General features: G+C 37.8%; 12 protein-coding genes. 6 read left to right on the top strand and 6 right to left on the bottom strand.

Features of this window, described 5'->3' with window-relative positions; genetic code table 11:
• The first annotated feature begins 102 nt into the window (after positions 1 to 102).
• On the top strand, positions 103 to 1380 hold the full coding sequence (locus H5092_RS05200; protein ID WP_154902860.1) for an amidohydrolase family protein: 1278 nt from the start codon (positions 103 to 105) through the stop codon (positions 1378 to 1380).
• 218 nt (positions 1381 to 1598) lie between these two features.
• A complete protein-coding gene (locus tag H5092_RS05195; protein WP_182733028.1) occupies positions 1599 to 4019 on the top strand; it encodes a TonB-dependent siderophore receptor in 2421 nt (806 codons plus the stop codon).
• Between the two features lie 138 nt (positions 4020 to 4157).
• Here H5092_RS05195 and adhP read toward each other — a convergent pair whose 3' ends face one another.
• Positions 4158 to 5168 carry an alcohol dehydrogenase AdhP gene (gene adhP, locus H5092_RS05190; protein ID WP_182733027.1) on the bottom strand — a complete coding sequence of 337 codons (1011 nt, stop codon included), beginning with the start codon at positions 5166 to 5168 and terminating at the stop codon, positions 4158 to 4160.
• A 205-nt stretch (positions 5169 to 5373) separates the two neighbouring features.
• Here adhP and H5092_RS05185 point away from each other — a divergent pair, with 205 nt between their 5' ends.
• Positions 5374 to 5919 carry a GbsR/MarR family transcriptional regulator gene (locus H5092_RS05185; RefSeq protein WP_024596846.1) on the top strand — a complete coding sequence of 182 codons (546 nt, stop codon included), beginning with the start codon at positions 5374 to 5376 and terminating at the stop codon, positions 5917 to 5919.
• Between the two features lie 40 nt (positions 5920 to 5959).
• Here H5092_RS05185 and H5092_RS05180 read toward each other — a convergent pair whose 3' ends face one another.
• Together H5092_RS05180 and H5092_RS05175 are read right to left on the bottom strand one after the other, a co-directional pair.
• On the bottom strand, positions 5960 to 6976 hold the full coding sequence (locus H5092_RS05180; RefSeq protein WP_182733026.1) for a lytic transglycosylase domain-containing protein: 1017 nt from the start codon (positions 6974 to 6976) through the stop codon (positions 5960 to 5962).
• Positions 6969 to 7256: a YcgL domain-containing protein gene (locus H5092_RS05175; protein ID WP_182733025.1), complete on the bottom strand. Its 288-nt coding sequence runs from the start codon at positions 7254 to 7256 to the stop codon at positions 6969 to 6971. Before H5092_RS05175 ends, H5092_RS05180 begins: the two co-directional genes overlap by 8 nt.
• 155 nt (positions 7257 to 7411) lie before the next feature.
• Between H5092_RS05175 and minC the strand changes: the two genes are divergently transcribed.
• From minC to minE, 3 genes are read left to right on the top strand one after another with little or no spacing between them, the layout of a single operon-like run.
• A complete protein-coding gene (minC, locus tag H5092_RS05170; RefSeq protein WP_182733024.1) occupies positions 7412 to 8116 on the top strand; it encodes a septum site-determining protein MinC in 705 nt (234 codons plus the stop codon).
• Between the two features lie 5 nt (positions 8117 to 8121).
• Positions 8122 to 8931 carry a septum site-determining protein MinD gene (minD, locus tag H5092_RS05165; RefSeq protein WP_004334708.1) on the top strand — a complete coding sequence of 270 codons (810 nt, stop codon included), beginning with the start codon at positions 8122 to 8124 and terminating at the stop codon, positions 8929 to 8931.
• Position 8932: 1 nt separating this feature from the next.
• Entirely contained in the window at positions 8933 to 9196 is a 264-nt protein-coding gene (gene minE / locus H5092_RS05160) for a cell division topological specificity factor MinE (RefSeq protein ID WP_004334706.1), read from the top strand.
• A 323-nt stretch (positions 9197 to 9519) separates the two neighbouring features.
• On the opposite strand, the gene rnd is transcribed toward minE, so the two are convergent.
• The 3 genes from rnd to H5092_RS05145 all read right to left on the bottom strand — a co-directional run bounded on the left by rnd (position 9520) and on the right by H5092_RS05145 (position 13321).
• Positions 9520 to 10650, bottom strand: coding sequence for a ribonuclease D (gene rnd, locus H5092_RS05155; protein ID WP_182733023.1), 1131 nt, complete (start codon positions 10648 to 10650; stop codon positions 9520 to 9522).
• Positions 10651 to 10701: 51 nt separating this feature from the next.
• Complete coding sequence (gene fadD / locus H5092_RS05150) at positions 10702 to 12354, bottom strand: long-chain-fatty-acid--CoA ligase FadD (protein WP_182672373.1); 1653 nt, start codon at positions 12352 to 12354, stop codon at positions 10702 to 10704.
• A gap of 115 nt (positions 12355 to 12469) precedes the next feature.
• Complete coding sequence (locus tag H5092_RS05145) at positions 12470 to 13321, bottom strand: alpha/beta hydrolase (RefSeq protein WP_182694886.1); 852 nt, start codon at positions 13319 to 13321, stop codon at positions 12470 to 12472.
• Positions 13322 to 13640: the final 319 nt, after the last annotated feature.

The following is a 13640-nucleotide window of genomic DNA, read 5'->3' as shown; positions in this document are numbered from 1 at the left end:
TAAAGAAATTACGATAGATTGCATTCATCGTATTAAATTTGCACTTTTATCTGAACTTGTTACATTTCTATTAATTCAAATATGATTTAAAAGAAAAATAAAATGAAAAAACAACTACTCAGCACCTCTATTGCCTTACTTTGCTTAACCACTTTTAATAGCCATGCAGTTACATACCTATCGGCTAAAGCCATGGTTGATGTTAAAGATGGCAAGCTCATTAAATCACCCTTAATTACTATTGATGATGGCGTAATTACAAACATTGAACAAAATAAAAAACCAACGCTAACTAAAGATGATAAACATATTCAACTCCCTGATTTGACCCTTATGCCTGGTTTAATGGATATGCATGTGCATTTAACGAGTGACCCTACGGTGCCGCGCAGTGAACGTTTAGGCCAGTCAGTTCCTAGAATGGCGATTAAAGCGGCTCATTTTGCTAAAAAAACCTTAGAAGCTGGATTTACAACAGTACGTAATGTTGGCGCAGAAGGTTACAGCGTCATAGCCGTGCGTGACGGCATAAATGCGGGTGACATAGTTGGCCCTCGTATTTGGGCTGCAGGCCCATCACTCGGCATTACTGGCGGGCACTGTGATAACAACCGCCTGCCTCCTGAGCTTAAATATACTTCAAGTGGCGTCGCAGACGGTCCATGGGCTGCGCGTATAAAAGTACGCGAAAATATTAAATACGGGGCAAATGCTATTAAGTTTTGCGCCACAGGTGGAGTATTTTCAAAAGGGACTAAAGTAGGTGCACAGCAGTATTCTTTTGAAGAAATGAAAGCCATTGTTGATGAAGCCCATATGCGAGATTTACCAGTAGCTGCTCACGCACACGGTACAAGCGGTATAAAAACAGCCATTAAAGCAGGTGTTGATAGCGTAGAGCATGCCAGCTTTTTAGATGACGAAGCGATAGCGCTTGCCAAAGAGCATGGAACTTGGCTTTCTATGGATATTTATAACACCGAATACACACTCACTTATGGCGAGCAAAACGGCGTAGACGAAGAAAACCTAAATAAAGAGCGCCAAGTTTCTAAAAGGCAACGTGATAGCTTTAGCCGTGCTGTAAAAGCGGGTGTTAAAATGGTCTTTGGTACCGATGCAGCAATTTACCCGCACGGAGATAATGCAAAACAGTTTAGCCGCATGGTTGAATTTGGCATGACAGAACTACAAGCCATTCAAGCATCAACTATTAATAGCGCTAAGTTATTAAAAATGGATACTCAGTTAGGACAAATTAAAACCGGATTTGCAGCTGATATAATTGCGGTAAAAGCAAATCCTCTTAAAAGTATTAAAACCTTAGAGGCAGTACCTTTTGTAATGAAAGCAGGTGTTGTTTATAAAAACCAGTTGTAAATACACGCTATTAAGGCTGAGTTTACTCAGCCTTAATAAAACTCTCACCTATATTGAATATGCCATAAAAGGGTCACCGCCCCCCTATTAGACTAGCTTTTGTCTATTAATTATCCGAACAGTTTTATTTAATCAAATAAAATGAACTTTCTATTCACTTTAAAAACAATAACCATTATCATTCGCGAAAATTCAATAACGCGAATAATTATCACTCTATGAAAACGTTTAAGTACTCTCTTATTACTCTTGCTTGTTTAAATGCAAATATGGCATTTGCCCAAAATACACAAGTTGATGCTGATATTGAACGCATCAGCGTATACGAAAAGCAAAACCGCGTGGTGATGAGCTCTGGTCTTGCTACTAAATCAGACATGTCTTTAATGGAAACTCCTGCACCGGTTGTAATTATTGACCGAGAACTGATTGAATCCCAAGGTGTAGATAGCTTACAAGATTTAGTTAGAAACGTAAGTGGCTTAACACAAGCAGGTAATAATTACGGTATTGGTGATAACTTAGTAATTCGTGGTTTAGATGCAAACTACACCTACGATGGTATGTATGGTGGTGCAGGCCTGGGGAATACATTTAACCCAACTCGTTCACTTACAAATGTTGAATCTGTTGAGGTTTTAAAAGGCCCTGCAACAGGTTTATATGGCATTGGTAGCGCAGGTGGCGTAATAAACCTAATTGAAAAAAAGCCAGAGTTTGAAGAAAAACACAAAGTATCGGCTGAGCTTGGCCAGTGGGATAGCTATTCATTATCGTTTGATAGCACTAACGCTATAACAGATGATTTAGCTTATCGTGTTATGGCTAAAACAGCGTCAAGTGACGGATTTCGCGATTTAAAAGAAGATCGCGACGAAATTTATACCTCACTTAAATTCGTGCTTAATGACAGACAAAACATCATGCTTTCTGCAGCCTATATAAAAGATGAAATAGCGGTTGATTCTATTGGTCATCCTATTCGTATTTACAGTGCAGAAACTGCAAACGGCTTAAGCGCGGGTGAAGTAACTGGTGCCGATTTAGTAAACGATCCGACAGGAAGCGGCGTACAGTTAAGTGATGCACAACGCGACCAACTTGCTAATTCATTATCTGCATCTGATGGCTTAACACCTTATAGCTTTGGCACAAATGGTATTATTTCACCAATGGCTGATGCTAACGAAGGTGAAGAGTTGCGTTTTAAATTAACGCATAACTATTACATTACTGACGATTTGTTTTTAAACCAGCAGCTACAGTACCGTAACTACACATCAAGTTTTGCGCGCCAAACAGGTGCATATAACTACGTCTATTCAACACGCGATGGAATAATTAATAACGACCCTCGTGCTCCATTAGTTGAAGACGGTGTACTTTACCCGTATGCAGCACGCCGCCAAGAATACCGCCAAGTAGAAGCAGATGAAAAATCATGGCAGTACTTCTTAGATTTACGTTATGACTTTATGTTAGGCGACGTAGATAACGAATTACTAGTTAACGCCAACTACGAAGATAGAGATATTCGTTTTAAACAATTCTCAATATGGGATCAAGATTACGTACTCACAAACAATGATGGTGATGTAACGTACCAAGGTTCGTTGCCGTATATTTACGATATAAGAGAACCAAATTGGCCAACCGGTAACTTTGAAGATTACGATCCGCTTAAAACAAGTGACTACAATAAAAAAGTACAAGCATGGGGCTTAGGCATTCAACATGTTGGTTACATAACTGAAGAACTTACAACGCGTATTGGTGTGGCGTATAACCGAATTGAGCAAACTTATGAGCACTTTGGTGTTGATGAGCGTTACAGTTCTAGCCGTGCAGAGCCAACACCTGAAGCGAGTACATCAGATTCTGGCTTAACGTATAATCTGGGGGCAACGTATCAGCCATCTGAAGATTTATCTGTATTTGTAAATCATTCAAAAGGGCGTACAGCGTATAGTGTATTAGGCTCTGTGGCAGGTAACGAAGCTGACCGTGAAGATTCAGAGTCTATAAGTAACGACCTAGGCTTTAGATTTAAAGCATTTGATGACCAACTACTCGCATCTGTTGTTATATTTGAAAGCTCTCGTACTAATTTAGAATACGCAAACCCGCTTTATGACGCATTAACATCAGGCTCAGATGTACCTGAAAGCTATTATGATGGTAAAGAGCAAACAAAAGGTGTTGAGCTTGATTTAAATGCTTACTTGAACGATAAATGGAAAGTAAACGTAAACGGTATTTATCAAGATGCACGTGACAAAAGTAATCCTAATAGCAGCAGTTACGACACACGCCAAAAAGGTGTGCCTTACGTAACAGCAAGTACGTGGGTAACCTACTACGCAGATATGTTTAATTTACCTGAAGCTGTAAATATAAGTGGTGGTATTACATTTGTAGATAACAGAAGTACTAATTCAAGTTCATTCTCGATTCCTGATGGTTATGTACCAAGTTACACGACTTACGATACAGCTGTATCGTATACAACTGATAAATGGCATATGCAGTTAAACTTAAATAACTTGTTCAACAAAAAGTATTACTCAAAAGCGATGTTTTTAGGTGGTATGCCAGGCGAAGAGCGTAATGCAAAACTAAGTTTTAGTTACACACTTTAATTGGTTAACCTGAACTCTGGATAATAAATCTATCTCAAGCAGCTATTTTCAGCGCTCAGGTTAGTTAAATACTTAAAAAGCACGGTTTTCTAATTTAGAAGCCGTGCTTTTTTGTGTTTTATAAACGCTTAATCTAAATTAAATAGTAACCACTATGCGACCGTTAATTTCACCTTTGAGCATATCATCAAAAATTTCGTTAATGTCCTCTAAGCGTTTTTCTTCAATAATCGCTTTTACTTTACCTTGCGCTGCAAATTCCAAGCATTCTTGCAAATTTTTACGTGTACCAACAATAGAGCCAACTACTGAAATGCCATTAAGCACAGTATCAAAAATAGGAAGTGGCATATCCTCTGGAGGTAATCCCACTAATACGCATTTACCGCCACGGCGTACACTTTTATAGGCTTGTTCAAACCCCGCTTTAGACACCGCAGTACACACAACACCATGCGTGCCACCGACTTGTTCAAAAATAGCTTCGCTTGGAACAACCTCTTTAAAATCGAGGGTGATATCTGCGCCTAGCTCTTTAGCAAGCGCGAGTTTTTCTTTACCTGTATCAACAGCTATTACATTAAAACCCATTGCTTTAGCGTACTGTACTGCTAAATGACCAAGCCCGCCCACACCAACAATAGCAACCCACTGCCCTGGTTTAGCACCGGATACTTTTAATGCTTTATAGGTTGTAACACCTGCACAAAATAATGGAGCAGCCTCAGAAAAACCGAGTTCTTCTGGTATTTTTACAACGTAGTCGCCATGCGCTAAACAATATTCTGCATAACTACCGTCAATAGAATAGCCAGTATTGTGCTGCGATAAACACAGTGTTTCTTTACCATCTAGGCAAAACTCACAGTGCCCACATGCACTATAGAGCCAAGGAATACCGACTCTATCGCCAACTTCTAAGTGCTTAATGTTGCTTCCGACTTTTTCGATAACACCGACACCTTCGTGCCCTGGTACTAATGGCATTTTTGGTTTTACTGGCCAATCCCCATGACAGGCATGTAAATCGGTATGGCAAACGCCACAGGCCGCTATTTTTACTAAAACATCATTTATTCCCACCTCAGGAATTGGTAAGTCTGTTATTTCTAATTTACCTTTGTATTGAGTATTAATTGCAGCTTTCATAGTCATTCCATCGTATGTGAAGAAAATTAAAGATAAGGATTTATTTATGTATTGTTGTGTACAACATATCCTAATATAGATGTATAAATATTAATCTAAATCATATTTTAGTCATTTAAATTAACTTATAAGCCTGCTAAGAACTTGCTATCCATAATGAGCGTGCTAGCATTTACTTTCTGAAATTACTGAAAGTTACTAAGCTATGAGTTTATCCGAAAAGAATTTTGCCTTTGTAATGCATTGTGGTGAGATGGGCAGCCGATGGGGATTCAATCGTACGATCGGACAAATGTGTGGTTTGCTGATTATTACTAAAAACCCAATGACAGCTAATGAGATTGCAGATGCGCTTAGTATTTCTCGCGGTAATGTAAGTATGGGCATTAAAGAGCTGCAATCGTGGCAGTTAATTAAAGTACAGCATATTCCTGGCGATCGTAAAGAGTACTACGCCCCTGCTGGCGATATTTGGGATATGGCAAATCGCGTATTTGAAGAACGTAAAAAGCGCGAAATTGAGCCCACCTTAACGCTACTACGCGATAACTTATTAGACGAAGCCAGTAACGACGATGAACTTTACGCACAAAAACAAATGGGTGAGATTCACAACCTACTTGAAACCGTCACTAAATGGTCATCAGAACTACAGCGTTTAACGCCAGAGCAACTTAATAAGCTAATGAAGCTAGGTTCTGGAATTGGTAAAGTTATTGACCTAAAAGAAAAGATATTCAAAAAAGAATAAAGCCGCAATTGCGGCTTTATTTATAGGTATATTTTAAAAATTAGATTTTTGGATAACCAATTCTATCCGACAAGTAACCTACACTAGTAGCAAAGTAATACGAGCGATTCCAATGCATAAACACTTTGTAGTTATCGTACGCTAAGTACATACGGCCATTTATATCATCAGGCATAACCAGCGCAGCACGTACGTCTACATTAGGTAAATCAGAACCATCAGCTTTACGAACACCCATTGCTTGCCAATCAGCTAATGAGCGCTCTGAGTCGTTCCAATATTCTAACCACTGCTTGCGAGTTTTGGTACCACGCACTAAAACGTATTTACTATCAAAGTTTTCAGGTAACTGAACTTGGCGACCCCACGTAAGAGAGTCGTTCCAGCCTTCTTGCTTTAGATAATTAGCAATTGAGGCAAAAGCATCTTCTTTTGTAGTCCAAATATCTTTACGACCATCGTTGTTGTAATCAACCGCGTAAGCATTAAAAGAGGTAGGCATAAATTGCGTTTGCCCCATTGCGCCTGCCCAAGAGCCTTTAAATTTATCAAGCGTTATGTGGCCCGACTTTAAAATATCCAGTGCAGCCCAAAGTTGGCGCTTATAAAGTGCTTCTCGGCGTCCATCAAAAGCAAGTGTCACTAATGATGAAATAACGTTATGACCGCCTTGAATTGTACCAAAGTTACTTTCAAGCCCCCAAAGCGCGACTATAAAGCGTGCTTGTACGCCAAACTCTTTCGCTACTTTTTCAAGTACCTCTTTGTTTTCTGCGTAAAGCTTACGTGCGCGGTCAATTTTCCATTGTGGTACACGTTTTGGTAAATACGTTTCAAGGGTTTCTTTTACTTCTGGCTGGTTTTTGTCAGCCGAAACCACTTTTTCTTTATACGTTGCTGTTGCAAACGCATCGTCAATAAGTTTGGCTTCATAACCTTTTGCGATAGCTTCTTGCTTTAAATTCGCTAAATAATCTTGAAATTCAGCCTGAGTTTTTGCCATAACAGGTGAGCTTAAACATACACCACATAATATAACGATAAGTTTTTTAATCACTATCAACTCCATTGTCTTTTCGTAATTGGCTTAGCAAATTTTGCTCAGGTGGTGGAATTTGTAAGTAGTAGCCTTTATCAGGATTTGATAACGCTGCTTTTACAGTTTCTAAACCTGCCCCACCTAAATGCTCACGTTTTGCTAAATTGATGATCATCACATAAACAGGTTGACCAAACATAGTCATCAAAGGTTCCGGAACTTTGCTAAAATCATCTCTTTTTTCAACAAATAAGAACGTATCCGCTTTTTTCTTACTTTTATATACTGCAGTGAGCATTATGACCCTATAAATTCTTGCTTAACAATGCCGCACACTATAACATGAGAGTAATAATAAGTTAGAAAAATTAGATTAGAAATTTCAATAAAGGCCCTATTCAGCCTACGTTTATCTAAAATTAATTTCTAATCAGACAAATCAATTGAGCGTGTATGTCGGACCAAATTTTTGAGTTAAAAGGGAATCTTTTTACGTTATCAGTTTTGCATCTTTATAGTACTGATATAAACCTTTTAGCAGAACAACTGTATGTAAAAATAGCCCAGGCCCCTAAGTTTTTTGAGGGTGCGCCTATTGTCGTTAATTTAATTGAAATTAAAAACAGTTCACTTGATTTTGTTCACTTAAAATCATTAATCGAGCGAATGAGTTTTAATGCGGTTGGTGTGTGTAATGGCTCAGATGAGCAACATACTCAAGCAAAGGCTGCTGGCTTATCTGTTTTAAATTATTCACAAGACGTTAAGAGCGAACCTGTTAAACAGGAGCCCAATATATCGATTGTAGAAAAAACGGTGCATTTACCAGCGCAAATTATCAGCGGTACAGTTCGCTCTGGACAACAAGTTTATGCAAAAGATAGAGATTTGATAGTACTTGGCGCAGTTAGTCATGGTGCGGAAGTCATTGCCGATGGGAATGTGCATATTTATGGCACCCTACGCGGTCGCGCTATTGCAGGCGCAAAAGGTTTTAAAGAAGCACACATTTTTTGCCAAAAACTTGAAGCCGAGCTGGTTTCAATAGATGGTAATTACTGGATCAGTGATTCGCTACAAGGTGAACATTGGGGAAATGCAGTGCAAATACAACAAAAAGACGAATCATTAGAAATTTCAGCTTTGGTTAAAGGATAAATCTCATGGCAAAAGTAATTGTCGTTACCTCAGGTAAAGGCGGTGTTGGTAAAACAACATCAAGTGCTGCAATTGGCACAGGCTTAGCGTTAAAAGGCTATAAAACAGTTATTATCGACTTTGATATTGGTTTACGTAACTTAGATTTAATTATGGGTTGTGAACGCCGCGTTGTTTATGACTTTGTAAATGTAATTAATGGTGAGGCAAACCTTAACCAAGCGCTTATTAAAGATAAACGTGTAGATAAATTATTTTTACTACCTGCTTCACAAACTCGTGATAAAGATGCTTTAACACGTGAAGGTGTTGAACGCGTACTAAATGAACTAAAAGAAGACTTTGATTACATAGTATGTGATTCACCAGCAGGTATTGAAGCTGGCGCTATGATGGCGATGTACTTTGCTGATGAAGCAATTGTTACAACAAACCCAGAGGTGTCGTCAGTTCGAGATTCAGATCGTATTTTAGGTATTTTACACAGCAAATCAAAACGTGCTGAAGAAGGCCTAGAAAATATTAAAGAACACTTACTATTAACACGCTATAACCCTGGTCGTGTTGAAAAAGGTGAAATGCTATCGGTAGAAGATGTGCAAGATATTCTGTCAATCCCATTATTAGGGGTTATTCCTGAATCGCAAGCGGTATTAAGTGCTTCAAACTCAGGCCAACCTGTTATATTGGATACAGAATCTGATGCAGGCCAAGCTTATTCTGATGCAATTAACCGCTTACTAGGTGAAACCGTCGATTTTCGCTTCTTAGACGTTGAGAAAAAAGGCTTATTTAAACGGATTTTTGGAGGTTAACGTGTCTTTACTTGACTACTTCCGCTCAGAAAAGAAAAACAGTGCGTCACTAGCAAAAGAGCGATTGCAGATCATTGTCGCGCACGAGCGTTCTCAGCGAGGAACGCCGGATTACTTACCACAATTAAAACAAGATATTTTAGATGTGATCCGTAAATACGTGAACGTAAGTACCGATGCAGTTCAGGTTCAGTTTGATCAAAACGAAGACGATTTAGCCGTACTTGAGCTAAACGTTACACTACCTGATGAAGAAAAGAAGTAATTGAAGAAAGGGCGCTTTATAAGCGCCCTCTTTATTTTCATTTACTTTTTAATAACTTTCTAAATATCTACGTTTTAATCCCTTGCATGCAACTAAAACTTTTTCACTATGTAACACAAAAATTATAGATAATACCAATTCGCTTAATTAAGTGATCTATTTTGAGGATGGAAAAACGTGTTGATAGCTAGGCAAAAAAATCGCTATTTAGTTGTTCTAAATGAGATTTTTTAACACAGGTAACGACACGTTTAGCGCCGTAAAATGATTAAGTATTATTGCGGATTGGTATAAGTATTACACAGTAAAAAAAATATCTAGTCTTAAGTATCCCATTCTTTTAAAGCGTCTTTAACATAGTTATAGCGCCAAGAGCTTAATAAATCAGGCTTAATATGGCTTTGTTTTTGCTCATTAGTTAACTTCCAATTCCAACTAATCAATTGATTAATTTGCTTTTTAGAGGCCATAACGTCTTCTGGTATATTGTGCTCTTTAGCGACTTTAGTGATCTTTTGTTTAATATCTTTGGCTACTTTTTTATAAGTAGGAAAATCAATTAAGCGCTTAAGTACTTCAGGATGCTCAGCATCTGGTACTGCTTTGGCAACTTCAATACACTTGATTATATCTACACCAGAGCGATTAACTTCAATAGCTTCAACTCCTGGAATTTGACGTAGAGCATTTAAACTTGAAGGACCACGTTTGGCAATTTCAGTCATGTTATGTTCTTTTAACACAAAATTTAGCGCTAAATTTTTCTTAATGGCTTTGCTTCTGCGCCATACAGCAAGTTCTTTTAAAACCGCAAGTTCGTGCGGTTTGAGTTGCCATGCATTTTTAATATCTTTATATAAAAGCTCGTCTGGTGTTTGAAACGCACGTTTTTTAGCTATCAGCTCACTCTCGTTTATTACAATGTCAAAGAACCCAGCGGCATTAATACGCTCTATAATCAGCTCGAAACACGGCAATAAGTAAAAAGTATCTGCAGCAGCATAATCTAACTGTTTTTTAGTTAACGGACGTTGTAGCCAGTTAGTGCGTGACTCACTTTTATCTATTTCAATACCTTGCAACTCTTTTACCATAAGGGCAAAGCCCATACAGTTACCTTCCCCAAGTAACTGCAACGCAAATTGTGTATCAAAAAGTGGGGATGGAACAAAGCCTGCGTATTTTTGAAAAACCTCAATATCTTCTGAAGGAGAATGCAGTACTTTTAAAACACTAGGATCTTTTAGTATTTCCCAAAAATCGAATAATGAGAGCTCAGCTAACGGATCGATAAGCGCTAAATGCTCACCATCAAAAACTTGGATAAGTGCAACTTCTGGATACAAAGTGCGACGACGCATAAACTCAGTATCAATAGCTAAAATAGGCTTATTTTTTATTTGTTCAACAAAAGTGTTCAGTTGATTTTGGGTTTCGATCAATTGGTATTGCACTTAATCTCCTACAATAAAAAAGCCGACATATGTCGGCTTTTTTATAGGTTGCTAATCTTTCAAGGCTCTTCGGAGTATTTTACCTACGTTAGTTTTAGGTAACTCATCCCTAAACTCTACCAGTTTTGGGACCTTGTAATTAGTTAAATTATCACGACAGTGACTTATTATATCTTTTTCAGTTAAAGAAGGGTCTTTTTTAACAACAAAAACTTTAACTTGTTCACCACTTACATCGTGAGGAATACCAATAGCAGCAACTTCAAGCACACCTTCGTGCATAGCCACTACCTCTTCTATCTCATTAGGGAAAACATTAAAGCCAGATACAATGATCATGTCTTTTTTGCGATCTACAATAAAGAAGAAACCTTCATCGTCATAAGTTGCAATATCACCTGTTGCAAACCAGCCATCTTTTAAACATTCAGCTGTTGCATCTGGTCGATTGTAATAGCCCACCATAACCTGCGGGCCTTTCACACACATTTCACCCGGTTCACCTTTAGCGGCCTCTTCACCGTTATCAAGTATTAGCTTAATCTCAGTATTAGGCGCAGGCAAACCAATAGAGCCGTTATATGCTTCTAAATCATAAGGACTAATAGTTACTAATGGAGAACATTCTGTAAGGCCATAGCCTTCCATTAATTTTGAGCCAGTCACTTTTTGCCACTTTTCAGCAACAGGACGTTGCACGGCCATACCGCCACCAAGTGACATTTTTAAATGACTGAAATCAAGTTCAGCAAAACCTGGTGTGTTTAATAAACCGTTAAATAACGTATTAACACCAGTAATAGCTGTAAATTTATGCTGACCTAGCTCTTTAACAAACCCAGGCATATCTCGTGGATTTGTGATTAATATATTTAAACCACCGTACTTCATAAACGTCAGGCAGTTAGCTGTTAAAGCAAATATATGATAAAGCGGTAAAGCGGTAACAACAACTTCTGTACCACGATTTAACACTTTGTCTAAACAGCCTGAAACTTGCTCAAGGTTACCAACCATATTGCCATGGCTCAGCATTGCCCCTTTTGATACACCTGTTGTGCCACCGGTGTACTGTAAAAAAGCAAGATCGGACAAGCTCATTTCAGGACGTGTATATTTAGTTTCGTCTGCAGCTAGAACGTCTGAAAAGTTAATTGTGTTTGGTAAGTTGAACTTTGGCACCATTTTTTTAATGTGCTTAACAACAAAGTTGACTATGTGCTTTTTAAGCCCACCAACCATATCGCCTACTTGCGTTACTACAATGTGTTTAACATCAGTGTGTGCAAGTGACTTTTCAAGTGTGTCAGCAAAGTTTGCTAAAATGAAAATAGCGGTAGTGTCAGAATCCTTTAACTGATGCTCTAACTCACGCACAGTGTAAAGTGGGTTAACATTTACAACCACACAACCTGCACGTAAAATACCTAAAATGGTGACTGGTGTTTGTAGTAAGTTAGGCATCATTACGGCAACTTTGTCGCCTTTTTTAAGACCTAAATCATTTTGAATGTAGGAAGCAACTTTTTTTGTTGCTGTATCTATTTCGCTATAAGACAGCGTTTTACCCATATTAGTAAATGCAGGTAAATCGGTGTAGTCAGTAAAACTTTTTTCGAACACTTCGAGTAACGAGTTGTAATGCTCAGGATCGATTGTTTCAGGCATACCCTCTGGGTAGCGCTTAAGCCAGATTTTTTCCACTCTTAGCCCCTGTTTATAATTATATTTTTATTAACCTTAATCTAAGTAAGGCGCTTTAACAATTGAGCAAATACTCTAATGGAGGAATAATCCCACATTTTACGTAAACTTACAATTAACATGCACCATTTTGCAGCATAAAGTCTTGAATATGCTTAAAACATAGTTCACTACTTTGCATATGACAGTGGTGCCCACCATCTACATTAATTACCTTTAAGCTATTGTAATAACTAATATACTTTGCCAGATTTTGTTTTACAAACGAATAACCTTCGTTACCTAAAATTAATTGGCACGGTGCAATTAAATCTTTTATTGCACCAATACATTGCGCCTCATTAAACCTAAAACCTGAGTGATTTTTAAGCTTTGGATCAGTTGTTAATGTATAACCATCTAAAACCGATTTTATATTTCGCTGCATTAAAAGAGCAATAAGCTCACTATTCAAATCGGTTGTTTGAGCACGTGCTTCATAAATAAGCTCTTTCGATTTATAAACTCTCTGCTTCTTATTTTTTAAACGCGCTCTATTTAATACTGCACTTTTTAGCTGTTCACATACGCCTTCGCTAGGAGTTGTAACACACCCAATCCCCTCAATAAAGGTAACAGATTTTACATAATCACCAAAGCAACTAGCAAAAAGCCCTGCAACCAAGGCTCCCATCGAATGCCCAACTAAATGCACTTTTTTAACACCAAGCGCATTAATAAGTTGGTACACATCATCAATATAATCAACAAAATAATAATGTGCATCATCACTTCGCCAAGATGATAAACCATGCCCGACAAAATCAATACAGTACCAAGTGTGCTTTGGCTTAGCTTTACTTAACATTGGTATAAAACTGTGGCAGTTATCTAACCAACCATGCAACGCTATTACTATTTCATCCCCAGAACCTACTTTTAAGCCATGAATATTCAAGTTATTGGTTTCAATATTAAATGGCTGCACGGCAAGTCCTTTATTAATTTAGAGCATCATTATTTATAGCATACAAGTTGTCAGACCACTAACCGAGAAAATGGTGCCAAATTCGCTATTTAATTATCTTGATGTTCTAAAGAAAGTAAAAAATATAAAATAAAATTTAAACGATATCATAAGCTTAATTACAAAAAAAATAAGCTGATCTTTTTAAATATATTTGCTTTGTATGCCTTTTGAACAATTAAAAGGTGATAGCATCATATGTAGTTAAGCTATAACCAGTATAATTTAAATAAATAGAACTAACAGCGTTAACTACAATTCTATTCATATAACCCTAAAT

Source organism: Pseudoalteromonas sp. SR41-7, assembly GCF_014163935.1.
GTDB classification, from domain to species: Bacteria; Pseudomonadota; Gammaproteobacteria; order Enterobacterales; family Alteromonadaceae; genus Pseudoalteromonas; species Pseudoalteromonas distincta.
This window is presented reverse-complemented; position numbering and strand designations above follow the sequence as displayed.